This is a genomic window from Pseudonocardia sp., from assembly GCF_050246655.1.
Taxonomy (GTDB): Bacteria; Actinomycetota; Actinomycetes; order Mycobacteriales; family Pseudonocardiaceae; genus Pseudonocardia.
In genome coordinates, this window is the sequence record NZ_JBFWVQ010000018.1 from 54,886 (window position 1) to 77,871 (window position 22,986).

At 75.9% G+C, this 22,986-nt stretch carries 20 protein-coding genes and 1 rRNA gene; 5 read left to right on the plus strand and 16 right to left on the minus strand.

Going from position 1 to position 22,986, the window contains the following annotated elements:
• Positions 1-5: 5 nt before the first annotated feature.
• The 6 genes from AB7J25_RS09125 to AB7J25_RS09150 form a co-directional block, all read right to left on the minus strand.
• Positions 6-1,364 carry an FAD-dependent oxidoreductase gene (locus AB7J25_RS09125; protein WP_428507085.1) on the minus strand — a complete coding sequence of 453 codons (1,359 nt, stop codon included), beginning with the start codon at positions 1,362-1,364 and terminating at the stop codon, positions 6-8.
• 77 nt (positions 1,365-1,441) lie between these two features.
• Positions 1,442-2,428 (minus strand): LLM class F420-dependent oxidoreductase, encoded by a 987-nt coding sequence (locus AB7J25_RS09130; RefSeq protein WP_428507087.1) that lies wholly within the window; start codon positions 2,426-2,428, stop codon positions 1,442-1,444.
• 28 nt (positions 2,429-2,456) lie between these two features.
• Entirely contained in the window at positions 2,457-3,329 is an 873-nt protein-coding gene (locus AB7J25_RS09135) for an LLM class F420-dependent oxidoreductase (protein ID WP_428507089.1), read from the minus strand.
• A complete protein-coding gene (locus tag AB7J25_RS09140; RefSeq protein ID WP_428507091.1) occupies positions 3,326-3,778 on the minus strand; it encodes a MarR family winged helix-turn-helix transcriptional regulator in 453 nt (150 codons plus the stop codon). Before AB7J25_RS09140 ends, AB7J25_RS09135 begins: the two co-directional genes overlap by 4 nt.
• 162 nt (positions 3,779-3,940) lie before the next feature.
• The gene (locus AB7J25_RS09145; protein ID WP_428507093.1) at positions 3,941-4,564 is read right to left on the minus strand and encodes an NUDIX domain-containing protein; all 624 of its coding nucleotides are present in this window, start codon (positions 4,562-4,564) and stop codon (positions 3,941-3,943) included.
• A gap of 25 nt (positions 4,565-4,589) precedes the next feature.
• Positions 4,590-6,296 carry a CTP synthase gene (locus AB7J25_RS09150; RefSeq protein WP_428507095.1) on the minus strand — a complete coding sequence of 569 codons (1,707 nt, stop codon included), beginning with the start codon at positions 6,294-6,296 and terminating at the stop codon, positions 4,590-4,592.
• Positions 6,297-6,367: 71 nt separating this feature from the next.
• Between AB7J25_RS09150 and AB7J25_RS09155 the strand changes: the two genes are divergently transcribed.
• The gene (locus tag AB7J25_RS09155; protein ID WP_428507097.1) at positions 6,368-9,238 is read left to right on the plus strand and encodes an AAA family ATPase; all 2,871 of its coding nucleotides are present in this window, start codon (positions 6,368-6,370) and stop codon (positions 9,236-9,238) included.
• Positions 9,239-9,266: 28 nt separating this feature from the next.
• Here the strand turns inward: AB7J25_RS09155 and AB7J25_RS09160 are convergent, their stop codons facing one another.
• Positions 9,267-9,803: a DUF1772 domain-containing protein gene (locus AB7J25_RS09160; protein WP_428507099.1), complete on the minus strand. Its 537-nt coding sequence runs from the start codon at positions 9,801-9,803 to the stop codon at positions 9,267-9,269.
• 191 nt (positions 9,804-9,994) lie between these two features.
• Here AB7J25_RS09160 and AB7J25_RS09165 point away from each other — a divergent pair, with 191 nt between their 5' ends.
• Entirely contained in the window at positions 9,995-10,384 is a 390-nt protein-coding gene (locus tag AB7J25_RS09165) for a nuclear transport factor 2 family protein (RefSeq protein ID WP_428507101.1), read from the plus strand.
• 146 nt (positions 10,385-10,530) lie between these two features.
• Here the strand turns inward: AB7J25_RS09165 and AB7J25_RS09170 are convergent, their stop codons facing one another.
• Both AB7J25_RS09170 and steA read right to left on the minus strand, forming a co-directional pair.
• On the minus strand, positions 10,531-11,463 hold the full coding sequence (locus AB7J25_RS09170) for a copper transporter (protein WP_428507103.1): 933 nt from the start codon (positions 11,461-11,463) through the stop codon (positions 10,531-10,533).
• Complete coding sequence (gene steA, locus AB7J25_RS09175; protein WP_428507105.1) at positions 11,451-12,632, minus strand: putative cytokinetic ring protein SteA; 1,182 nt, start codon at positions 12,630-12,632, stop codon at positions 11,451-11,453. Before steA ends, AB7J25_RS09170 begins: the two co-directional genes overlap by 13 nt.
• Positions 12,633-12,699: 67 nt before the next feature.
• Here steA and AB7J25_RS09180 point away from each other — a divergent pair, with 67 nt between their 5' ends.
• The 3 genes from AB7J25_RS09180 (at position 12,700) to AB7J25_RS09190 (ending at position 15,747) form a co-directional block, all read left to right on the plus strand.
• On the plus strand, positions 12,700-13,470 hold the full coding sequence (locus AB7J25_RS09180) for an IclR family transcriptional regulator (RefSeq protein ID WP_428507107.1): 771 nt from the start codon (positions 12,700-12,702) through the stop codon (positions 13,468-13,470).
• A gap of 73 nt (positions 13,471-13,543) precedes the next feature.
• Positions 13,544-14,512: a PDR/VanB family oxidoreductase gene (locus AB7J25_RS09185; RefSeq protein WP_428507109.1), complete on the plus strand. Its 969-nt coding sequence runs from the start codon at positions 13,544-13,546 to the stop codon at positions 14,510-14,512.
• 14 nt (positions 14,513-14,526) lie between these two features.
• Positions 14,527-15,747, plus strand: coding sequence for a cytochrome P450 (locus tag AB7J25_RS09190; protein WP_428507111.1), 1,221 nt, complete (start codon positions 14,527-14,529; stop codon positions 15,745-15,747).
• Between the two features lie 22 nt (positions 15,748-15,769).
• Here AB7J25_RS09190 and recN read toward each other — a convergent pair whose 3' ends face one another.
• From recN to rrf, 7 genes are all read right to left on the minus strand, one after another.
• Positions 15,770-17,560, minus strand: coding sequence for a DNA repair protein RecN (recN, locus tag AB7J25_RS09195; RefSeq protein ID WP_428507113.1), 1,791 nt, complete (start codon positions 17,558-17,560; stop codon positions 15,770-15,772).
• A 39-nt stretch (positions 17,561-17,599) separates the two neighbouring features.
• Entirely contained in the window at positions 17,600-18,493 is an 894-nt protein-coding gene (locus AB7J25_RS09200; protein ID WP_428507129.1) for an NAD kinase, read from the minus strand.
• 11 nt (positions 18,494-18,504) lie between these two features.
• Entirely contained in the window at positions 18,505-19,296 is a 792-nt protein-coding gene (locus AB7J25_RS09205) for a TlyA family RNA methyltransferase (RefSeq protein WP_428507131.1), read from the minus strand.
• A gap of 5 nt (positions 19,297-19,301) precedes the next feature.
• A complete protein-coding gene (locus AB7J25_RS09210) occupies positions 19,302-19,508 on the minus strand; it encodes a hypothetical protein (protein WP_428507115.1) in 207 nt (68 codons plus the stop codon).
• Between the two features lie 98 nt (positions 19,509-19,606).
• Entirely contained in the window at positions 19,607-20,662 is a 1,056-nt protein-coding gene (locus AB7J25_RS09215; RefSeq protein WP_428507117.1) for an HAD-IIA family hydrolase, read from the minus strand.
• Positions 20,655-21,650, minus strand: coding sequence for a hypothetical protein (locus AB7J25_RS09220; RefSeq protein WP_428507119.1), 996 nt, complete (start codon positions 21,648-21,650; stop codon positions 20,655-20,657). The genes AB7J25_RS09215 and AB7J25_RS09220 overlap by 8 nt, the downstream gene beginning before the upstream one ends.
• Positions 21,651-22,870: 1,220 nt before the next feature.
• A 5S ribosomal RNA gene (gene rrf, locus AB7J25_RS09225) occupies positions 22,871-22,986 on the minus strand.

The window sequence follows — 22,986 nt, forward strand, 5'->3', positions numbered from 1 at the left end:
TGGGGTCACGCGCTCCGGGCGTCGGTGTGCGACACGCGCTCGACCAGCTCGGCCAGCTCGTCGCGGGTGGGGCCGTCGGGCACCGGGGGGCGCCAGCCGGTCTCGTAGATCTCCCTCGCCCGCGGCTCGACGGCCCGCAGCGTCTCCGGCAGCGCCTGCATGCCCAGGTAGGGGCCGACCACCGGCATCAGCGACCGGTCGGCCGCCGCGGCCGCCGCGATCACGTCCGAGGTGAGGGGCCCGGAGAGATCGATCTCACCGCCGTCCTCCGCGGCCCAGCGGCGGGCCTGCGCGGCGTCGACCTCGACGTGGTCGACGAACCACGGCCGGATCTGCGTGGCGCACCAGTCGTCGAACTCCGCGGCGCACGCCTCCGGATCGAGGCCTGAGTCGAGCAGCTCCAGCAGCCGCTGCGCCTGCATCATCGAGGTGGCCACGCCCCGCCCGGCGGACGGGTTCGTGGTGCAGACCGCGTCCCCGACGCAGATCAGCCCCGGTAGCGAGATCCGTCCCCGGGCGTCGCGCTGGCCGCGGTAGGCGTTGTGCTGTGGCCCGCCCGGCAGCACCGGCGAGATCGGCCGGGCCCGCTCCGGGGCCGTCCACTCGGCCAGCAGCGGGACGGCCGCCGTGACGACGTCGAACGCGGTCTCCTCGCGGGTGCGGGCGAGCACCCGGTCGTCGTCGGCCCGGGCGATCACCGTGGAGAACACGTCGTTGTCGTGCGGGAAGACGATGACGCCGTAGCCGCGGTAGAAGGCGACGGCCGCGATCGGCATCGTGAGCGGCCCGAACCGCGCCCCGTCGCGCAGGACGTACTGCCGCGACACGTACGCGGCACCGCACGGCCCGCCCTCCGCGGGCGCACGCAGCGTCCGGGTGAGCCGCCCCGCGCGGCCGGAGGCGTCCAGCACCAGGTCGGCGCCGACGACCTCGCCGTCCACGCGCACACCCACGGCCCGGCCGCCCTCGGCGACCACCTCGTCGGCATGGCCGAACGCGAAGGTCACCCCCGGCTCGGCCACCGCGGCACCGCGCAACACCCGTTCGTACGTCAGCCGCCGGCACCGCAGGCCGACGACCGGACCCTCCGGATCCATCCGTGCGGGATCCGCACCGGCCGCGAGCAGCGCGTCCCAGACGTCCGGGACCTCCGCCTGCAACGCCCGCACGACCTGGCCGCGGAACGCGTGCGGCTGGTGGAACTGCATCACGCCGCGCCGCTGCCATCCCCCGTCCGGCCCGGGCCCGCTGTCCCGGTCCACGACCACGACGCGGTGCCCGCGGCGGGCGAGGGCGATGGCGAGGTAGAGCCCGGTCGGCCCGGCCCCCACGACGGCTGTGTCGGCTGTGTCGATCCCGTCCACGTTCCTCATGCTGGACCGTGGCCGCGAGGCGGGCGAGCGGGTTTCCGCGCCCGTTCAGGCCCTGCTCGGACGACTGTTCAGACGACCTCGGGAATGACCTCGCGCTCGAACATCTCGATGCCCGAACGGTCGTAGGCGGCTTCGGGGAAGTAGAAGATCCCGTAGGTCATCCCGCGCTTCTGCAGGCCGCGCAAGTTCTCCACGATCTGCTCCGGGGTGCCACAGGCGGGCAGGTCCCGGAAGGCCCCGAGAGCGGACTCGGCCCGGTTCTCGCCGACCAGGGGCAGCAGGCGGGCCTTCAGCGCCGCCAGCCGGTCCGCGACCTCGGCCTCCGTGGACCCGATGGCCACGTTGTAGTTCGCGGAGCGCACGATCGCCTCGAAGTCCGTGCCGACGTCGCGGCAGTGCGCGGCGAGCAGCTCGGACTTGCGCGTGAAGCCCTCCGGCGTGCCGTCGAAGTTGGTGTAGTCCGCGTACCGCGCGGCGATCCGCAGCGTCACCTTCTCCCCGCCGCCCGCGATCCACATCGGGATCCCGCCGGGCTGCACCGGCTGCGGCGCGACGATCGCGCGTTCGGCCCGGTAGTGCGTGCCGGAGAAGTCGACGACACCCTCGCGCCACGCCTGGCGGAAGATCTGCACGCCCTCGTCGAGCATCCGCAGCCGCTCCCGCGCGGGCGGGAAGCCGTAGCCGTAGGCGCGCCACTCGTTCTCGTACCAGCCGGCGCCGATGCCCATCTCGACCCGCCCGCCCGAGACGACGTCGCAGGTGGCGGCCACCTTCGCGAGGTAGACGGGGTTGCGGTAGCTCATGCAGGTGCACATCTGCCCCAGCCGCACCCGCTCGGTGACGGCTCCGAACGCCGACATGAGCGTCCAGGCCTCGTGCGTGGCCTCCGCGGTCGGCTTCGGGACGGTGTGGAAGTGGTCGTAGACCCAGATCGACTCCCACGGCCCGGCGTCGGCGTGCTGCGCGACGCCCTTCATGGCCGCCCACTGGTCCGCGGGGTCGATGCCGACGAGATCGAGCCGCCAGCCCTGGGGAACGAACAGTCCGAAGCGCATGGATCCCGAACCTACCCTCGAGCCGCGGTCACCACCCGGCGATCTCTGCGACGACCTTCTCCCCCAGGAGCTCCAGCCGCCGCGACGACGCGACCTCCGGCACGAATCCGTGGACGTGCGCGACGCCCAGATCCGCGACCCCGCGCAGCTGTGCCAGCAGAGCGTCGACCCGCTCGCCCTCCGTGCCGGGGTCCAGCGGCATCATGACCGTCTTCTCGATCTCGTCGTAGTCGCGGCCGACGTCGGCGCAGTGCCCGCGGAGGACATCCAGCTTGCGGGCGAGCTCCGGGCCGGGGAACAGGTTGCACGCCTGCGCGTACTGCGCGACCAGCCGCAGCGTCTTCCGCTCCCCGCCGCCGCCGATCAGGATCGGCGGGTGCGGCCGCTGCAGGGCCTGCGGCGAGTTCAGCGTTCGCTCCAGCCGGTAGTGCGTGCCTTCGAACGGACCCTCGTCGTCGCTCCACATCTGCAGGCAGATGCGCAGCGTCTCCTCCAGCCGCTCGAACCGCTCGGCGGTGGGCGGGAACGGCAGGCCGAGCCCGCGGGCCTCCTGGTCGTTCCAGGCGGCGCCGATGCCGAGCCACGCCCGTCCGCCGGACAGCACGTCCAGGGTGGTGACGAGCTTGGCCAGCATGCCCGGCTTGCGGTAGGAGACCGCGGTGACCCACGCCAGCAGCTCCACGCGCGACGTGCGCGCTGCGAGGTAGCCGAGGGTGGTGTACGCCTCCAGCATCTCGTGCTCGGGCGGGCCGAGCATGCTGATCTGGAAGACGTGGTCCATCACGCTGACGCGGGCGAACCCGAGGTCCTCGGCGGCCTCGGTGACGCGGGCCAGGTCCTTCGCGAGGGTCTGCGGCCCGCCGGGCCAGGTGAAGTCCGCGATGTGCAGTCCGAGCTTCATGTCCGTCCTTCGCTGGTGGTTTCGCTGCCCAGGACGAGTCGCAGGAGCCGGTGCAGCTCGGCGAGCTCCGCGGGCGCGAGCGCGGCCAGCGGTATGCCCGCATGCAGCTGGGTGACGAAGTGCTCCACGGCACGCGTCCCCGCCGGGGTGAGGACGACGGTCTTGACCCGGCGATCCTGCGCGTCGGTGCGGCGTTCGAGCAGGCCCCGGTCCTCGAGGCGATCCACGACGCCGGTGAGGTTCGACGCGTCGTAGCCCAGCGTGCGGGCCACCGTCCGCATCGGCTGCGGATCCCCGGAGCACACGTGCTTGAGGACCTTGGCCTCCGCCGGCCCGAGATCCGCGCCTGCGGCCGCCGCCACGAACGCCCGGCGGAGCCGCTCGTTCACCTCGATCAGCAGGCCGGCCGTCGCCTCGACCGTCACAGGCTCGCCCGGTTGCTCCGACACCGTACGACTCTCACTGTCCTGAACAATGGTGGTACTCCACCAGTATATGCCCGATCCGGCGCCTCCGCGCAAGTGCGCAGCACAGTGTGCGCCGCGAGATCGACGTCAGGGTTGCCGGACGGCCCGCCCGCAGCGCTGGTGTCGATCTCGCGCGGGGATCTCTCAGGCCCGACGGGCGGAGAACCGGCGCGGGCGGTCCGGCCACGGCGCGTCGGCGGGCCGGGGCTGCGCGCCCGGCATGGTCGCCAGCGCGTGCACCGCCAGCACGGCGGCCGCGGACACGCCGTTGACCAGCGTCCCCGACAGCACCATCCGCACCGCGACGGGCAGCGACACCCACCGCAGCGTCATGTCCGCCTCCTCGTCGTCGGCGGGCTCGGGACGGCCCACCTCGGTCAGGCCGCGCGCCAGGTAGGCCCGCACCGACTCGTCGGAGAACCCCGGCGACGGGACGATGTCGACGAGCACCCCCCACTCCGCAGCGGCGAGCCCCGCCTCCTCGGCGAGCTCGCGCTTCGCCGCCTCCAGGGGGTCCTCCCCCGCGACGTCCAGCAGGCCCGCGGGCAGCTCCCACAGCCGCCGCCCGACGGCGTGCCGGTACTGGTGGAGCAGGACCAGCCGGTCCTCGGCGTCCATCGCCACGATCGCGACGGCGCCGCCGTGCTCGATGATCTCCCGCGTCGCGACGCGGCCGCCCGGCATCTCCACCTCGTCCGCGCGCAGCGCCATCACGCGGCCCACGTGGACGTCGCTCGAGCCCCGCACGGGGAAGTCGTGGCGCGACATGGGCGAGAGCCTCTCAGGAGCCCGTTCAGGAGGGCACGGCGGCCGGTGCCATGCCGTCGCGAGAGGGCAGCTCGACCGGCAGCCGGTCCTCGGCGCGGTAGCGCAGCGCGGCCGCCACGAACGCGCGGAACAGCGGGTGCGGCCGCGTCGGACGGCTCTTCAGCTCCGGATGGGCCTGGGTGCCGACGAAGAACGGGTGGCGGTCGGGTGCCAGCTCGACGAACTCGACCAGCGAGCCGTCCGGCGACGTCCCGCTCATCTCGAGCCCGTTCTCCTCCAGCCGCTCGCGGTAGAGGTTGTTGACCTCGTAGCGGTGCCGGTGGCGCTCGCAGACCTCGGTGGTGCCGTACGCCTGCGCGACGAGGCTGCCGGGGCGCAGCACCGCCGGGTAGGAGCCCAGCCGCATCGTGCCGCCCATGTCGCGCTCGCCCGCGACGACGTCGCGCTGGTCGGCCATCGTCGAGATCACCGGATGGGGCGTGCGGGGATCGAACTCGCTGGAGTTCGCCCCCGGTAGCCCCAGGTCGCGGGCGGCCTCGATGACCATGCACTGCAGGCCGAGGCACAGCCCCAGCGCGGGGATCCCCCGGGTACGGGCATAGCGGATCGCGCCGAGCTTGCCCTCGATGCCGCGCACCCCGAAGCCCCCGGGGACCAGCACGCCGTCCACGCCCTCCAGGGCGGCCGCGGCGCCTGCGGGGGTCTCGCACGCGTCCGAGGCCACCCACTCGATCTCCACCCGCGCGCGGTGCGCGAACCCGCCCGCCCGCAGCGCCTCGGTGACCGACAGGTACGCGTCGGGCAGGTCGACGTACTTGCCGACCAGCGCGATCCGCGCCGTCTCCTCGGTGTGGTGGACGCGGTCGAGCAGGTCGCCCCACACCGTCCAGTCCACGTCCCGGAACGGCAGGCCGAGCCGGCGGACCACGTACGCGTCGAGGCCCTCGCCGTGCAGCACCTTCGGGATGTCGTAGATCGACGGCGCGTCCGGCGCCGCGGCCACGCCGTCCAGGTCGACGTCGCACATGAGGCTGATCTTGCGCTTCATCGCGTCCGGGATCTCCCGGTCCGCGCGCAGGACCAGCGCGTCCGGCTGGATGCCGATGTTGCGCAGCGCCGCGACGGAGTGCTGCGTGGGCTTGGTCTTGAGCTCCCCGGACGGCGCGAGGTAGGGCACCAGGGAGACGTGCAGGAAGAAGCAGTGGTCCCGCCCGACGTCGTGGCGCACCTGGCGCACAGCCTCCAGGAACGGCAGCGACTCGATGTCGCCCACCGTGCCGCCCACCTCGGTGATGACCACGTGCGGTGCCTCGCCGTCGGCGTCCGGGCGGGCCATCGCGAGGATGCGGTCCTTGATCTCGTTCGTGATGTGCGGGATGACCTGAACGGTGTCGCCCAGGTACTCCCCGCGCCGCTCCTTCGCGATCACCGACGAGTACACCTGGCCGGTGGTGACGTTGGCCTGCCCGTGCAGGTTGCGGTCCAGGAAGCGCTCGTAGTGGCCGATGTCGAGATCGGTCTCCGCCCCGTCCTCGGTGACGAACACCTCGCCGTGCTGAAAGGGGTTCATCGTGCCGGGATCGACGTTGAGATAGGGATCGAGCTTCTGCATCGTGACCCGCAGGCCCCGCGCGGTGAGCAGCTGCCCCAGGCTCGACGCCGTGAGGCCCTTGCCCAGCGAGGACGCGACCCCGCCGGTGACGAACAGATGACGTGTGGCCCGGGTCTGCACGGAACCTCAGCGTACAGCCGGTGCGGGGCGTCCGGCTCGGGGCGTGGACGACCCTGCACGACACTGGACGGGTGTCCACGACGCCCCGCGGGTTGTCGGCCGAGCGGCTCGCCGGCCGGGAGCAGGAGCTGGCGGAGCTCGCCCGGCGGGCGGGCGGGTGCGTCGCCGTGGTCGGGGAGGCGGGGATCGGCAAGTCGGCGCTCGTCCGCGCCGCGCTCGCCGGGCGGCCCGCGGTGGCGGTGGGCGCGGCGACCCGGCCGCCCGCGCCGCCGCTGCGCCCCCTGGTGGAGCTCGCGCTGGCCGCGGTCCGGCTCGGTGCCGACCCGTACTCGTCGACGCTGCGGACGCACCGCCGCGTGCTCGGTGCGCTGCTCCCCGGCCTGGTCGATCGCAGGGTCGGCAGCAGGGTCGACGGGGACCCGGACGGTCCGGCGCATCCCGTTGTCCTCGCCGACACCCTCGCGCGGCTGCTCGACCTGGTGCCCGGCGAGCCCGTGCTCGTCCTCGAGGACCTGCACTGGGCCGACGCCGAGACCCTCGACGCCGTCGAGTGCCTGGTCGCGCGCGGCCACCGGCGGACGGTGCTGACGCTGCGGCCCGGCGGCCCGGCACACGAGCGGGTGGGGCGGCTCGCCGACCAGCGCGCCGTCGCCGTCGTCGCGCTCGGGCCCCTGCCCGCCGGCGCCGTCCCGGACCTGCTCGCCGCCCTGCTGGACTGCGCGGGGCCGGCGCTGCCGGACGCGCTGCGCGCCGCGGCCGACCGTGCGGGCGGGCACCCGCTGTGGATCGAGGAGATCGTCGCCACGCTGCGGGCGGACGGGTCGCTGCGCCTCGTCGACGGCCGGTGGGTCTGCGACGCGGACCGCGACGTCGTCCCCGCCACGCTCGCGGACTCCGTCGCCGCGCAGCTCGACCACCTCGGCCCGGCCCGTCCGGTATTGGAGGCGGTAGCCCTCCTGGGCCCGGCACCGCTGCTCTCCCCCGCCTCGACGGCCGCGGCGCTGCGGCTGCCCGAGCAGGCCGTGCTCGCGGCGCTGCGCGGCGGGGCGGGCAGCGGGCTGCTCACCGGCGGCGGCGCGTTCCGCCACGAGCTGCTGCGCCAGGCGGTCCTGGACGCGATCCCGCCGGCCCGCGCCCGTGAGCTCGCGGGGGCGCTCCTCGACCTGCTCGCGGCGGACCCCGAACCCGGGGACCTCGACGCGGTGGCCGCGCTCGCGCTGCGCGCCCGGCGGCCCGCGACGGCCGCCGAGCTGCTCGGCCGGGCCGCGCGCCGAGACCTTGGCCGCGGGCTGCCGGCCACCGCCGCCCGCACGCTGCGCGACGCGCTCGCCGTGGCCCCGCCGCAGCAGCGGGTGGCGCTGCGGGAGCTGCGGGTCCTCGCCGACGCCCTCGCAGGCGACGCCGACGCTGCGCTCGCCGACGCCGACGCGGTCGACGCCGAGCTGGCCCGGTTGCCCGGCACGGCGGACCGGCGGCGCGCGCTCGGCGAGGCGGTCGTGCGTGCCACGGCCGGGCAGGGCCGCTGGGCCGACGCCGCGGCCCGCGTCGCGACGCTGCGGGCGGCCTTCCCCACCGCGGCCTCGACGGCGGCGCTGGCCGCGCTCGTGGCGCTGGAACGGGGCGACCTCGCGGCGGCGGAGGCGGCGGCGGAGGCGGTGCTGGCCGGCCCCGCCGCGCCGGACGGGTCCGGCACGGTGGGCCCAGCCGCGCGCTGCGAGGCGATGGAGGTGCTCGGCAGGCTCGCCCGCCGCGGCGACCTGGCGACCGCGCAGGCGTGGTTCCAGCGCGCCGTCGTCACCGCCGAGGACGGCGGGCTCGCGCTGTGGCGCGCGCGGGCGCTGCACGAGCTCGCCACCGTCGCGCAGCTGCGGTCGCTGGACCTGGAGCCGATGGGCCGCGCCCGCCAGGCCGCCGTCGAAGCCGGTGCGCCGGGCCTCGTCACCGCCGTCGACCTGCAGCTGGCCGCGGTCCACGGGGTCCGGTTCGAGCCCGACCTGGCGCTGCCGCGGGCCCGCGCCATGCTCGACGCCGCCCGCAGGCTCGGCGCCCGCCGCCAGGAGGCCTTCGCCTGGGTGCTGGTCGGGCAGGCCCACGCGGTCGCGGGCCGGGGCGCCGAGGCCGCGACGGCGGCCGCGGAGGCGCGGCGCCTGGCACCGGACGACCCGGAGATCGAAGGGCTGGTCCGCACCGTCTGCGAGGGGCTCACGGCCCTGCTCGCCGACGACGTGGCACGGGCGACCACCCTGTGGCGCGACGGGATCGCGGCGCTGCGCCGCGTCGGCGAGGTCCGGCCCTACCCGCCGTGGTTCCTGTGGCCGCTCCTGGCCACGCTCGGCGACGCCGACACCGACACCGACACCGACACCGACGGGGGACGCGCCGCGCGCGCCGAGACCGACGTGCCGGAGCTGCGGGTCGTCCCGGTCGCGGACGCGCTGCGGGCGCTCGCCGAGGCGGTGGCCCTGGGGCGGCTGGGTGACCGCGGCGGTGCCGACGCCGCCTGGGCACGTGCCGAGGCGCGGCTCGCCGAGGCCCCCGCCGCGGCCGGCTGGGGGCATCTCGCCCGCAGGCTGGCCGCCCCGGCCGCGCTCGCCGACGGGTGGGGCGACCCGGCGGGGTGGACGGTGCAGGCCGGGGAATGGGCGCAGGCGCACGGCCACGGCGGTCTCGCCCGGGCCTGCCGGGTGCTGGCCGCCCGCGCGGGCGTGCGGCAGCGACGGGCCGGCCGGGGCGACGCGGTCGTGCCCGGGCACCTCGCCCGGCTCGGCGTCACGAGCCGAGAGATGGACGTGCTACTGCTGGTGGCGCGGGGGATGACGAACAAGGAGGTGGCGCAGCAGCTGCACCTCGCTCCCCGCACGGTGAAGGGCCACGTCGAGCAGCTCCTGGCCAAGACCGGGGCGGCGAACCGGACCCAGCTCGCGGGCCGGCTCGCCCCCTGACCTCGACCGACGTCTCCGATCCGTACATCTAGCGGTGACGCAGGCCGAGGAGCAGCAGCGCGGCGGCGACGAAACCCGACCCCGAGCGCACGTGGTTCCACGCCATCCACGGGTCGAGGTAGGAGGCCCACTCGCGCGCCGCGTCAGCCGCCGACAGCCCCTCGGGGTTCACCGCGTCGATCTGGTCGTTCAGCGGGAGGTGGATCGCGATGGTCACGACCGTCGACACCATCCCGAACACCGCGCCGGCCAGCAGGAGGCCGCTGCCCGGCCGGCCGAGCTGCCGGAGGGCGCCCGCGCCGACGCCCAGCGAGAGCAGCGAGGGCACGAAGAACAGCAGCAGGAACGGGGGGTTCGCGGATGCCTCGGCGTTGATCCCGCGGATGGCGGTGATCGCCTGGACGGGCTCGATGCGGTCGAGGCCGCCCATCACGAGCGTGGAGAACGCGTAGCAGAGCCCGCCGACCGCAGCGGTGCCGATCGCGGCGGCGCCGGCGGCCAGCGTCATCGGGGTGAGGGGTGTCGGCGTGACGGTGGAGCTCGTCGTCATGTGTCGAGTCGTCATGTGTCGAGTCAAGGCCTCCCGTCCGAGATGCTCCATCGGCAGGAGTCCCGACGGCATACGCCTGCGTCTCACCCCGGCGGGAACGGCACGTGGTGCGTAACCCGGCCGTTCGACCGATGTCGGGCCGGTCGCGACGCCGGATCCTCTCCTGCACGCCCCGGGCTGCCGGGGCCCGAGCCGAGGAGGAGCCGATGACCGAGCACCCGAACACCCAGCTGGTCCGCCGCCTGCACGACGCGTTCACCTCCGGCGATCTCGCCGCGCTACCCGCCTTCTTCGCCGAGGACGCGGTCTGGGAGCTGCCGGGCCGCGGCCCGGTCGCCGGGGAGTACAAGGGGCCTGACGCGATCGTCGGGTTCCTGCGCCGCTCCTACGAGCTGTCCGGCGGCACGCTGCGCCTGCGGCTGCTCGCGATGATGGGCGACGACTGGGGGGCGGTGCACGTGCAGGAGGTGACGGCCGAGCACGGCGGGCGACGGCTGGCCTGCGTGGAGGTGCTGGCCCACCAGATCGTCGACGGGCGGATCGTGCACACCTACCACCGGCCCGACCAGTACGCGATCGACGCGTTCTTCGGCTGAGTCGCCGCGCACCGGATCCCGGCGGACGCGAGGGGTTCCGCCGGGATCGGCCACGGCGGCTCCGCGAGTTGCGCATCTCGTCGGGGCGAGTTCTCGCGAAGCCGTCGCGGTGCCGGCCCGGATGGCGGTCGCCTGCTGCCGACCCGTCAGACCGCCGGGGTGGCCCCGTCCTGCGCGCTCGCGGCGGTGCCGTAGCGGCCCGCCCGGCCGTCGAGCTGCTCGCGCAGCGCCAGGACGGCCGAGACGCGCCCGGGGCCGGAGTCGACGTCGTCGACCGTCGACACCGCCGTGGCGATCCCGGTGTCGGCCCGGGCGACGCCGACGGCACCCGTGGCCTCGGCGGAACCCGTGCGACCGGCCAGGACGGCACCGCCCGCGCGGTCCAGCTGGGCGGCGAGGCGCGCCGTCACCGACGCGGACTCGGCGGCGTCCAGGCCGGCGAGGGCGCCGCCGGTGAGCACGAGCACGAGGTTGGACGGTGCGGGGGCCGGCCCGGGCCGGACGAACCCGGCCGTGGCGAGGCCGCTGAGCACCGCCGTCGCCTGGTCCGGGGTGGCCTGGGGCCGCCCGCCGGGGGCCAGCAGCACGCCGCCGAGCAGGCCGCCCGCGAGGCTTCCCGTGTCGGTGGCCGCGGGCAGCTGGGCGCCGGTCGGCAGCAGCGACGCCGTCAGCTCGCGCAGCTGGGCGGCCCGGGCCGGGTCGGCGACCGCGTCCGTGAGCCCCACCTCGCCGGTGTAGGTCGCCCCCGCCGCCTTCGCCAGCTCCACGACCGCGTCCCGGTCCGCGGCGTCGGCACCGAGCGTCACCAGCACGACCGTCTGGCCGGTGAGGGAGCCCCGGACGGTCGCGGCACCGGTGCGGGCGGCGAACTCGTCCGCGGCCCGCTGCGCGCCGGTGAGCCGGTCGTTCTCCGCGGTCAGCTCCTGCACCTGCACGGCGAGGTCGTCACGATCGACGGCCACGGCGTGCAGCAGCCGGTCCGACACCCCGGAGGCGCCCAGCACCACGCCGAGCGCCAGCGCGAGGAACACCGCCGCCAGCGAGATCGCGTGGTAGCGCATGGAGATCACCGCGACCATCCCCTGACCTGCTCGAGCAGGGTGGTGAACGACTGGTGTGCCCAGGTGAGCAGCGCGTCCCCGGTGCTCGACACGGCGAGCGCCGCCGCCCCGACCGCGAGGACCGCCAGGAGCAGCAGCACGACGGCGACGGTGGGGACGCGGCTGCGCCGCAACGTCGTGATCACCGAGCTGTCGACGATCACCCCGCCGAGCTGCAGGCGGGTGAGGAACGTCGAGGCGTTGACGCCGGAACGGCGCCGGTCCAGGAACTCCGCCATCCCCGTCGACAGGCCCACCGTCACGATGAGTGCGGCGCCGTGGTGGGCGGCGAGCAGCAGCGCGAGGTCCTCCGGGTTCGCCGTGCTGGGGAAGGTCACCGCGCCCGCCCCGAGGTCCTGGACGCGATGCAGGCCGGGGGCGTGCCCGTCCGGGAAGGCCTGCAGCACGATGTCCGCGCCGCTGGTGAGCGCCGCGTCCGACATCTCCGCGGGATCACCGACCACCAGGTCCGGCCGGCCCAGGGTCGCCATGACCGCGTCCGCGCCCGCCCCGACCCCGATCAGCACGGGGCGGTACTCGCGTACGTACCCGCGCAGCCGCGCCAGCTCGTCCAGGTGGCCGGGTCCCGGCACGACGACCAGCACCTGGCGGCCCGCGATCGCCACGTCCACGTCCGGCACGCCGACGCCGTCGAGCAGCAGGGCCCGCTCGCGCTGCATGAACTCGATGGTGTTGGCCGCGAACGCCTCCAGCTGGTGGGTCATCCCGTCGCGGGCGACCAGCGTCGCCGCCGCGACCGTGGACTCGTCCTGGACCGTGCCCGAGCCGAGCCGGATCTCCCCCGCGTACACCTCCCCGTCGAGCAGACGCAGGCGCGCGCCGTCCCTGGCGAGCGTCATGATCTCCGGTCCGACGCCGTCGACCAGCACGATGCCGGCGGCGAGCAGCACGTCCGGCCCGAGCGTCGGGTAGCGCCCGGAGATCGACGGGGACGCGTTGACCACTGCCGCCACCCGGGCCTCGACGAGCGTCTCGGCGGTGGCCCGGTCCAGGTCGGCGACGTCGATCACGGCGATCTCGCCCGGCTTGACCCGGCGCAGCACCGCCTCGACGCGCCGGTCGACACGGGCGGTGGCCGCGAGGCCCGGAAGCACGGGCCGCGGGCGGAGCAGGCCGGAGAGCTTCATGCCGGGCACTCTGGCAGCCACCGTCGGTCACGCGCCGTCAACACGCCGTGCGGTACACACTCGCGGGATGAGGCGAAGCGGAGCGGCGGACTCCGTGCTGTCGCGCGCCGTGCGGATCCTCGCCGCCTTCGGCCCGGACGAGCCGGCGCTGCGGGTCACCGAGATCGCCGCGCGGGCCGGGTTGCACGTGGCGACGGCGTCGCGGCTGGTGGCGGAGCTGGTCGAGCTCGGGTTGCTCAGCCGGGACGAGGACCGCAGCGTCCGGATCGGGGTGCGGCTGTGGGAGCTGGCGATGCGGGCCTCCCCCACGCTGTCGCTTCGGGAGGCGGCGATGCCGTTCCTGGAGGTCGTGCACGGCGTCGTCGGGCACCACGCCCAGATCGGGGTCCTCGACGGCACCGAGGTGCTCTTCGTCGAGCGGCTCAGCGCCCCGGGCGCCGTCATCAACTACACGCGGATCGCCGGGCGGCTGCCGGTGCACGCCTCGTCCTCCGGCCTGGTCCTGCTCGCCCACGCCCCCCGCGAGCTGCAGGAGGCCGTGCTGGCGGGACCGCTGCCCCGCTACACCGCGCACACGATCACCACCCCGGAGCGGCTTCGCCGCACGCTCGCCGACGTGCGCCGCGACGGGTACGCCTACTGCGCGGGACACCTCCACGAGGATGCGCTCGGCATCGCGGTCCCGGTCCGCGACCGTGAGCAGCGGGTGATCGCGACGCTGTCCGCGATCGTCCCGAACGACGAGTCCGCCCGCGCGGTGATCCCGGTCCTGCGCGCGGCGGCGCGAGGGGTGCACCGGGTGCTCGCCGGTCCCGGGAACCGCACTCTCGCTGAGTGAGAATCCACCCCCGCAGGCTCGCACCGGTCGGCATCGTCGACGCACCGACGGATGCACCGAGGCGGGGGGCGACGTGGACGAGCACAGGACGGTCGCGGGAGCCGACGTCGTCACCCTCCGCGTGACGGGCAAGGACGTCGCCTCGGACGGCGTGGTGGTCCTCGACCTGGAACACCCCGCGGGTGCACGGCTGCCGGACTGGACGCCGGGCGCGCACGTCGACCTGATCCTGCCCGGCGGGGTGGTGCGGCAGTTCTCGCTGTGCGGCGACCGGTTCGACGCGTTCCGCTACCGGATCGGCGTGCTGCGCGAGCCGGACGGGCGGGGCGGCTCGGCCTACGTGCACGACGTGCTCGCGGTCGGCGACACCGTCGGCGTGGGCGGTCCCCGCAACCACTTCCCGCTGGTGCCCTCGCAGCGGTACCTGTTCGTCGCGGGCGGGATCGGGATCACCCCGCTGCTGCCGATGGTGCGCCAGGCCGACATGCTCGGGGCCGACTGGACCCTGGTCTACGGCGGGCGCCGGCGCGGCTCGATGGCCTTCCTCGACGAGGTCGTCGCGTACGGCGACCGGGTGCAGGTCGTCCCCGAGGACGAGTGCGGGCTGATCGACCTGCCCCGGTGGCTCGGCGACCCGAGTCCCGACGTCAAGGTCTACTGCTGCGGCCCCGGCCCGTTGCTGGACGCGGTCGAGCGGGCGTGCTCCACCTGGCCGCCGCACGCGCTGCGTACCGAACGGTTCGTGGCCAGGGAGCAGGCCGCGCCGCTGCGCGACGAGCCCTTCGACGTCGAGCTCGCCCGCACCGGCCGCGCGGTGACGGTCACCCGCGACCGCACGGTTCTCGACGCCGTCCGCGCCGCGGGCGTGGACGTCCTGTCCTCCTGCAGGCAGGGCACCTGCGGTACCTGCGAGACCGACGTCCTCGCCGGGGTGCCCGACCACCGCGACTCGATCCTCGGCGATGCGGAGCGGGCGGCGAACGACTGCATGTTCCTCTGCGTCTCCCGCTCCTGCACCGACCGCCTCGTCCTCGATCTCTGACCCGGAGGCCGCCGATGTCCACCGTCCTGACGGCGCCGCTGCCGGTGCACGACGCCGACCCCTTCGGCCACGACATCCTGGAGAACCCGCTGCCGTTCCACGAGGAGCTGCGCGAGGCCGGTCCCGTCGTCCACCTGAGCCGGTACGACGTCTACGCGATGGCCCGCTACGGGCAGGTGCACGCGGCCCTGCGGAACTGGCAGGGATTCCAGTCGGCCGCGGGGGTGGGGTTGTCGAACTTCCGCACCGAGAAGCCCTGGCGCCCGCCGAGCCTGCTGCTGGAGGCCGACCCGCCCCGCCACGACGCCCCGCGCCGCGTGCTCGCCGGGCTCCTCGTGCCGCGCGCGCTGCGCAGGCTGCGCGAGCACTGGCGTGCGGTGGCGGACGACCTGGTCGACCGGGTGCTGGAGCGGGGAACCGAGTTCGACGCGGTACCGGAGCTGGCCGAGGCGTATCCGCTGCGGGTCTTCCCCGATGCGGTCGGCATCCCCGACGAGGGCCGGGAGAACCTCCTGCCCTACGGCGACTTCCTGTTCAACGCCTTCGGCCCGCACAACGACCTCGTCGCCGCGGGGGCGCCACGCGCCCCGGAGCTGTCGGCGTGGGTGAACGCCCAGTGCGCCCGCGACGTGCTCGCCGACGGGGGTTTCGGGGCGCAGATCTGGGCGGCGGCCGACCGCGGCGACATCACGCCGGAACAGGCGCCGCTCGTCGTCCGGTCGTTGCTGTCCGCGGGCGTGGACACGACGGTCCACGGGCTGGCCGCCGCCCTGCACGCGCTGGCCACGCACCCCGAGCAGTGGCGGCGGCTGCGGTCGCAGCCGCAGCTGGCCCGCGTCGCCTTCGACGAGGCGGTGCGCTGGGGCGCGCCCGTGCAGACCTTCTTCCGCACCGCCACCACCGACGTGCAGGTCGCGGACGTGGTGATCCCCGGCGGGAGGAAGATCCTCATGTTCCTCGGCGCCGCCAACCGCGATCCACGGCGGTGGCGCACCCCCACCCACCCGGATCCGGACACCTTCGACCTGACGCGCGACCCGTCGGGCCATGTCGGGTTCGGGTTCGGCATCCACCAGTGCGTGGGCCAGCACGTCGCGCGGTTGGAGGCGGAGTGCCTGCTCACCGCACTCGCGCGGCGCGTCGAGACGATCGAGATCGCCGGCCCGACCCGGCGCCATCACAACAACACCCTCTGGGCGTGGGGCTCGCTGCCCGTGCGGGTGCGCCCGGCCTGACGGGCGTGCGTGGGCGCCCCGGCTAGGAACGTGCTTTCGCACGGCGGCCGGGTACCCGCGCCCGGTCCGCCTCGCGGTGGGCACGGGCCGCGCCGAGCAGCTCCTCGGCGTGTGCGCGGCCGGTGTCGGTGTCGTCCAGGCCGGCGAGCATCCGCGCCAGCTCCCCGATGCGCTCCTCCTCGCCCAGGGTGCGCACGCTGCTGCGGGTGACCCCCGTCGTGCCGCCGCCCCGCACCGTCTTGTGGACGACGAGATGGCGATCCGCGTACGCGGCCACCTGCGGCAGGTGGGTGACGACCACGACCTGGTGGCGCGCGGCCAGCCGCGCCAGCCGCCGCCCGATCTCCACCGCGGCCCGCCCGCCCACCCCGGCGTCGACCTCGTCGAACACCATCGTCGGCACCGGATCCGCGCCGGCGAGCGCCACCTCCAGCGCGAGCATCACCCGCGACAGCTCACCCCCGGAGGCGCCCTTGTGCAGCGGTTGCGGTGCCGCGCCCGCGTGCGCGACGAGCCGCAGCTCGACCTCGTCCGCCCCGTCCGGGCCCGCCGCGAGCCAGCGGCCCCCGACGAGCAGCGCCTCCGGCGCACCCTCCCGGGCCCCCGCCCCGGCCACCTCCACCAGCAGCCGGGCGTCGGGCATCGCGAGCCCGGCCAGCTCCGCCGTGGTGCCGTCGGCGAGGCGCTCGGCGGCCTCCTCGCGCGCCTTCGACACCTGCGCGGCGTGCCCCGCGAGCTCCGCGGCCAGCGCGTCCCACCGGGCGGCGAGCTCGGCCAGGGCCTCGTCCGAGGTGTCGAGGGAACCCAGCCGTTCCCGCGCCTGCGCCGCCCAGTCCAGCACCCCGTCGACGTCGGCGGCGTACTTGCGGGTGAGCGCCTTCAGCTCGGCCTGCCGCGACAGCACCTCGGCCAGCCGCTCCGGGTCCGCGTCGAGGCGCTCCAGGTAGCCGGTGAGCTCCCCGGTGACATCCCCGAGCAGGGCGATCGCCTCGTCCAGCCGTGGTTCCAGGGCCATCAGCTCCGGATCCCCGGACGAGCCGAGCCGGTGGCGCGCCTCGCCCAGCAGGCCCGAGGCACCCGGCTCGCTGCCGTCGTCCGCGCCGGCGAGCACGGCGCGGGCCGTGGCGGCCGCGGTGCGCAGGTCGTCCGCCGCGGCGAGGCGGCGGGCCTGCTCCTGCAGCGCCCGGTCCTCCCCCGGCTCCGGCGCGACGGCCTCGATCTCCGTGAGCCCGTGGCGCAGCAGGTCGGCCTCCCGGGCCATCGCCCGCGCCCCGTCGCGGCGCGCGGCGAGCTCCGCCGCCACCGCCGACCACTGCGCCCGCGTGGCCCGGTAGCGCTCCAGCGGCTCGCCCACCGCGGGCCCGGCGAAGCGGTCCAGCAGCGCCCGCTGCTCGGCGGGGCGCAGGAGCCGCAGCTGGTCGTTCTGGCCGTGGACCGCGAGGCCCGCCTCGGCCAGTCGTGCGAGCACACCGACCGGCACCGATCGCCCACCCAGGTGCGCCCGCGACCGCCCGTCCGCGCCGACCGTGCGGGCCGCGATGACGCTGCCGTCCTCGTCGGTGTCCGCGCCGACCTCGTCCGCGACCGCCAGCACCCGCTCGTCGCCCGCGAATCGACCCTCGACGACCGCGCGCCGCGCCCCGTCCGCCACCCGCGACGACTCGGCCCGGCCGCCGCCGAGCAGCGCCAGGCCCGTGACCACCATCGTCTTGCCCGCGCCGGTCTCCCCGGTGAGCACCGTGAACCCCGGATCCAGCTCCAGGGTGGCGTCCTCGATCACGCCGAGGCCCTGGATCCGCATCTCGGCCAACATGGCGCGGAGCCTACGGGCAGGTCCCGACAGCCCCGCGGGTCACGGGTGCGGCGCGCCGCGCCATCCCCGGACGGGCAGGTCGAACTTGCGCACCAGGCGGTCCGCGAACGGCTGGCCGTCCAGCCGCACCATCCGCACCGGCTGCACTCCCCTGGCCAGCTCCACGCGCGCGCCCGGCGGCAGGTCGATCGTGCGGCGGCCGTCACAGTCCAGGATGGCGGGGGCTCCGTTCGCGTCCACCTCGATGGCCACCTCGCTGTCCGGCGAGATCACCATCGGGCGTGCGAAGAGCGCGTGCGCGTTGCTCGGGACCAGCAGCAGCGCCTCCACCTGCGGCCAGACGATCGGGCCGCCCGCGGAGAACGCGTACGCGGTCGAACCGGTGGGCGTCGAGCAGATCACGCCGTCGCAGCCGAAGTTCGACACCGGGCGCCCGTCGAGCTCCAGCACCACCTCGAGGATCAGCCCGCGGCTGCGCTTCTCCACGCAGGCCTCGTTCAGCGCCCACGTCCGCGCCACGATCTCGCCGTCCACCCGGACCGACGCATCGACCGTCATCCGCTCCTCGACCGCGTACCCGCCCTCGACGAGCCGGTCCAGCGCGCCGTCCAGCGACGCCTCCTCGACCTCGGCGAGGAAGCCCACCCGCCCGAGGTTGACCCCCAGCAGGGGCACCCCGGTCGGCCGGGCCATCTCCGCGGCCCGCAGCAGCGTGCCGTCCCCGCCGAGGACCAGGACCGCCTCCGCACCCTCCGCGCAGCCCGGGCGCCCTTCCACGATCCGCGGCCGCAGCGCCGCGGGCAGGTCGTCGCAGAACACGTCCGCCCATTCCTCGGCGACGACCCGCAGCCGCACGCCGCTCGCGGCGAGCCGCTCGGCCACCGCCGCGGCGGTCTGCCGGTTCGCCTTGCGGCCCGTGTGCAGGACCAGCATCAGCTCGCGCGTCACGGGCCCGCCTCCACGGCCGCCGCGAGCACCGCGTCGCCCGCGTCCGGGCCGCGGCGGTCCAGCCACAGGAAGAACTCCACGTTGCCCGACGGCCCCGGCAGCGGGCTCGCGACGGCACCCCGCACCGCGAGGCCACCGGCCCTGGCGGCCGCCGCGACGTCGGCGAGGGCGCCTCGCCGCAGGCTCGGGTCGCGGACCACGCCACCGGACCCGAGACGTTCCCGGCCCACCTCGAACTGGGGCTTCACCATCGGCAGCAGGGTCCCCTCCGGCGCGGTGCACGCGATCAGCGCGGGCAGCACCGTACGCAACGAGATGAACGACAGGTCCGCGACCGTCAGGTCGGCGGGGCCTCCGATGACGTCCGGGGTGAGGGCACGGACGTTCGTGCGGTCGTGCACGCGCACCCGCGGGTCGCTGCGCAGCCGCCAGTCCAGCTGCCCGTAGCCGACGTCGACCGCCACCACCTCCGCCGCGCCCCGCGCGAGCAGGACGTCGGTGAACCCGCCGGTGGATGCGCCCGCGTCGAGGCAGCGCAGGCCGTCCACCGCCACACCGAACGCGTCCAGCGCGCCGATCAGCTTGTGCCCCCCGCGCGAGGCCCACTGCGGCACGTCGGACTCCGTCACGACGAGCGGGGTGTCGCGGTCCACGACCGTCGCCGGCTTGGCGGCGGGTACGCCCCGGATCGCGACGCGACCCGCCCCGATCAGCTCCGCGGCCTGCTGCCGGGAGCGGGCCAGACCACGCCGGACGAGCTCGGCGTCCAGCCGCGCACGGGTCGGCACCGATGTCACCCGGTGGAGCCTGCGGCCAGGGCGTCACCCAGGGCCGCGTGCACACGTTCGAACGCGGTGACGTGCTCGGCGAGCGGGCGCTCGTCGAGGTGGTCGAGTCCGGCCATCGCGGCTGCGACGGCGGCGGTGACGGCGGGGATGGCGGGGACGGGCGCGGCGGTGGTCGCGGGCGCGGCGGGCGGGCCGGGCATCGGCGCGGTCATCGCCGGTTCACCGCCGGGATCCGGTGGTGGGCGGGTGGTCGGTGGTCATCGACAGCTCCCGGGTCACTGGTCGCGGCCGCCGGGCTTGCCGGTGCCCATCAGCTGCTCCGGCCGGTGCCGGTATCGACCACGGTAGCCGAGGCCGGGGCGTGCCCGTCGAGGCCGACGGCACGCAGCGCAGCGGCCGCCGTGTCGTCGGCCGCGCGGACGTTGGCCGGGCCGCCGCCCCGCGCCCAGTGCTCGGCGCTCAGCGCGCGCAGGGCGTCGAGGACGTCCGCGCCCGGCGCGGTGGCCGCGAGGACGAGGCCGTGCCCGTTCGTGGTGACCGCCCATCCCGGGCGCGGGCCCGGCGCCAGCTCGTCGGGACGGCTGCGCAGGGCCCCCAGGTCCGCACCGATCAGGTCGGGGCGCAGGGCGGGGGGCGCGGCGAGCAGCTCGGCCCCGTCCGAGATCCCCGTGAGCACCAGCAAGGTCGTGAGCCCGGCGGCGCGCCCGCCCTCGACATCGGTGTCCAGGCGGTCGCCGACCATCAGCGCCGACCGCGCACCCGTCCGGCGCGCGGCACCGGTCATCAGCGTCGGTGCGGGCTTGCCCGCGACGAGCGGCTCGCGGCCGGTGGCCGTCCGCAGCGCCGCGACCATCGAGCCGTTGCCCGGCAACGGGCCCCGCTCGGTCGGCAGCGTCGGGTCGAGGTTGCAGGCCACCCAGACGGCGCCGGCGCGCAACGCGACGCACGCATCGGCGAGCAGCCGCCATCCCGTGTCCGGGCTGTGGCCCTGGACGACGGCCGCGGCCTCCGCGGCCGTGGTCGTGATCGTCAGCCCGACCGCGCGCACCTCCTCCACCAGCGCATCCGTACCCACGACGAGCACCGGCGCGCCCGCCGGGAGCCGCTCCGCCAGCAACGCCGCACCGGCCTGGGCGCTCGTCGCGACGTCGTCGGCCCGGGCGGGGAAGCCCAGCTCGGCGAGGTGCGTCGCGACCTCCACCGGCCTGCGCGACGCGTTGTTCGTGACATAGACGGTGCGCACGCCGCGCTCGGCCGCGTCCGCCACCGCCTCGACGGCTCCGGGGATGGCCTCCCTGCCCCGGTAGAGGGTGCCATCGAGGTCCGCGAGCAGGACGTCGTGGTGGGCGAGAAGGTCGTCACTCATGAGCGGGCCCCTCCGGGTCGGGGTGCGCTGGGGGCGCAGGATCGGTCACGTCCGGGAGAGCCCTCCCTGCTGCATCGGCGGCGGGCGCCGGGTCCGCGGATTCGCTGCCGCCCACGGGGTCCTCGGTGGGGGCGTGGTCGGTCGCTGCCTCGGGGGCGGCAGGGCCGGGATCGCCACGCTCGGCGTCGGCCGGCGCGGTGGCGGTCGACGCGGCATCGACGTCGTCGGCCGGCGCGGTGGCGTCGGCGGCATCGGCCGGGGCGTCGTCGGTCGGCGCGGCGTCGGCGAGGTCGGCGTCCTCGAGCAGCGTCGCGTCCAGCGGCTCACCGGTGAGCTCGGCGAGCCGCTCGTCGGCGTCGGTGAGCCCCTCCTCGTCGGCGTCCGCGGCGTGGACGAACCACTGCACCGCGTCGGAGTCCCGCCCCGCAGCGAGCAGGTTGTCGGCGTAGGCGTAGAAGAGCCGGGCGCTCCACGGGTCGCGGCGCGCCGGATCGAGCGCGGGGCCCTGAAGCGCGACGACCGCGGCGTCCAACTCGCCGAGGTCGCGCCGTGCTCCGGCTGCGACGATCGTCAGCTCGATCGCCTGCGCGGCGTCCAGCGCGCCCGCCTCCGGGTCGCGCGCCAGTTCGAGCGCGCGTTCGGGTCGCCCGAGGGCGCGCTCGATGTCGGCCATGACAGCCAGGTGGCCCGGTCCGCCACCCATCCGGCGGGCGGCGCGGAGATCGTTGAGCGCCTCGGACCACTCACCGGCGTGGTACGCGGCGATTCCCGCCGCCTCGCGGACGACCGCGATGCGGGAGGCGCGATGCCGCGCATAGCGGGCGTGTGCCAGCGCCAACTCGGGATCCTCGTCGACCAGCGTGCCCGCGGCGACGAGATGCCGGGCGACGGCATCGGCTGTGTCCTTCTGCAAGCCGCGCAGGTCGCGGCGCACGCTCGCGTCGAGCGCTCCCGATGTGACGTCCTCGGGGAGTACGGGTTCACGCACGCGCGCGACGGCGGGCCCGTCCCGGTCGCGGCGCGGACGATCGGCGCGGCCGTCCCGGTCGGCGCGCCAGGACCGCTGGGGGCGGTCGTCCCGATCGGCGCGCTCGGCGCGGGCCGTCCGCCCGTCGCGACGGCGGTCCGGCTGCCCAGCCCGGTGCTCGTCGCGGCCACGGTGCTCGCCGCGCCTGGCCTCCCGGTCCCGATGCTCGTCCCGATCCCGGTGCTCGTCGCGGCCGCGGTGCTCGCCGCGCCTGGCGTCCCGGTCCCGGGGCGCGTCGGCGCGATCCTCGCGTCGGGGGCCGCGCCTCCCCTCGCCTCGTGCCCGGTCGCCGCGCGGCGAGTCCTGAGGGGCGCCGCGCCAGGCGGTGCCCGTCTCCTGCTCCGTCGACGGGGCCGACCACCGCTCCGGGCCACCTGCCGCTCCGTGACCGGTTCGGCGGGCGCCGGGACCGCGATCCGCGCGCGACGTGCCGCGCCGCTCGGGCCCCTCCCCGGAGCGCCAGGCGCCCCGTCCGCGCTCGGTTCCCTCGGCCCGCGCGCCGTGGCCCGTCCGGTATGTGTCCGGACGCGTCTCCCGATCGTCGCCGCCGTCCTCGCGTCGGCCCCGCCCCTGCTGCGCGCTGTCGCGGCGCGACCGCCACCCGGTGCCGTCGCCCCTCTCCGGGCGAGGGCCCGCGGACCTGTCGGCGGGCGAGCCGCCCTCGGTGGACCGGGCGCCGGACCGGTAGCCGGGACGGCCGTCGGCGCCGGACGGGCGTCCCGGCCGGTCCTCGCGCCGCCACCGCTCCGGCCGGCGGCCCTCGGCCGGTCGATCCTCTCCACGGCGTGGACGGTCCGCGCGGGCACCGCCGGTGCGCGTCTCCCCGCGCCGCGGCCCGCCGTCGCGACCGCCGAAGCCCTCCCGAGCCTGCCGCCCGAGATCGTCGCGATCCCGGCGCCCGGACTCAGCCCAACCCTCGCCGACCCGGCCTCGCGTACCGCCCAGGCGATCGCCACGGCCAGCAGCCGGTGCGCGCCGCTTCTCGTCGCGATCCTGCCGTCGCGGACGATCGCCCTCGGAACCATCCGCGGTACTCACGCGACAAGGGTACCTCAGCATTCGGAATGACCACGCTCTGCTGCCTGCACCGGGGCGCGGAGAACGCAAAAAAAGAGCTAGGGGTGTTTCGCCGGTCATGACTCCGGCGGAACACCCCTAGCTCCTCTTATTTTCGGGTTTGATGTCGGCGGTGACCTACTCTCCCACACCCTGGCGGGTGCAGTACCATCGGCGCTGGAGGGCTTAGCTTCCGGGTTCGGGATGGGACCGGGCGTTTCCCCTCCGCCACAACCACCGA

Bases quoted from the DNA above. Each gene is read 5' to 3' on its own strand.
- AB7J25_RS09200 (WP_428507129.1), bottom strand. From the start codon at position 18,493: ATGCTGGTCCTGCACACGGGCCGCAAGGCGAACCGGCAGACCGCCGCG.
- AB7J25_RS09130 (WP_428507087.1), bottom strand. From the start codon at position 2,428: ATGCGCTTCGGACTGTTCGTTCCCCAGGGCTGGCGGCTCGATCTCGTC.
- AB7J25_RS09165 (WP_428507101.1), top strand. From the start codon at position 9,995: ATGACCGAGCACCCGAACACCCAGCTGGTCCGCCGCCTGCACGACGCG.
- recN (WP_428507113.1), bottom strand. From the start codon at position 17,560: ATGTTGGCCGAGATGCGGATCCAGGGCCTCGGCGTGATCGAGGACGCC.
- steA (WP_428507105.1), bottom strand. From the start codon at position 12,632: ATGAAGCTCTCCGGCCTGCTCCGCCCGCGGCCCGTGCTTCCGGGCCTC.
- AB7J25_RS09170 (WP_428507103.1), bottom strand. From the start codon at position 11,463: ATGGTCGCGGTGATCTCCATGCGCTACCACGCGATCTCGCTGGCGGCG.
- AB7J25_RS09210 (WP_428507115.1), bottom strand. From the start codon at position 19,508: ATGACCGCGCCGATGCCCGGCCCGCCCGCCGCGCCCGCGACCACCGCC.
- AB7J25_RS09145 (WP_428507093.1), bottom strand. From the start codon at position 4,564: ATGTCGCGCCACGACTTCCCCGTGCGGGGCTCGAGCGACGTCCACGTG.
- AB7J25_RS09190 (WP_428507111.1), top strand. From the start codon at position 14,527: ATGTCCACCGTCCTGACGGCGCCGCTGCCGGTGCACGACGCCGACCCC.
- AB7J25_RS09215 (WP_428507117.1), bottom strand. From the start codon at position 20,662: ATGAGTGACGACCTTCTCGCCCACCACGACGTCCTGCTCGCGGACCTC.
- AB7J25_RS09135 (WP_428507089.1), bottom strand. From the start codon at position 3,329: ATGAAGCTCGGACTGCACATCGCGGACTTCACCTGGCCCGGCGGGCCG.
- AB7J25_RS09180 (WP_428507107.1), top strand. From the start codon at position 12,700: ATGAGGCGAAGCGGAGCGGCGGACTCCGTGCTGTCGCGCGCCGTGCGG.
- AB7J25_RS09160 (WP_428507099.1), bottom strand. From the start codon at position 9,803: ATGACGACTCGACACATGACGACGAGCTCCACCGTCACGCCGACACCC.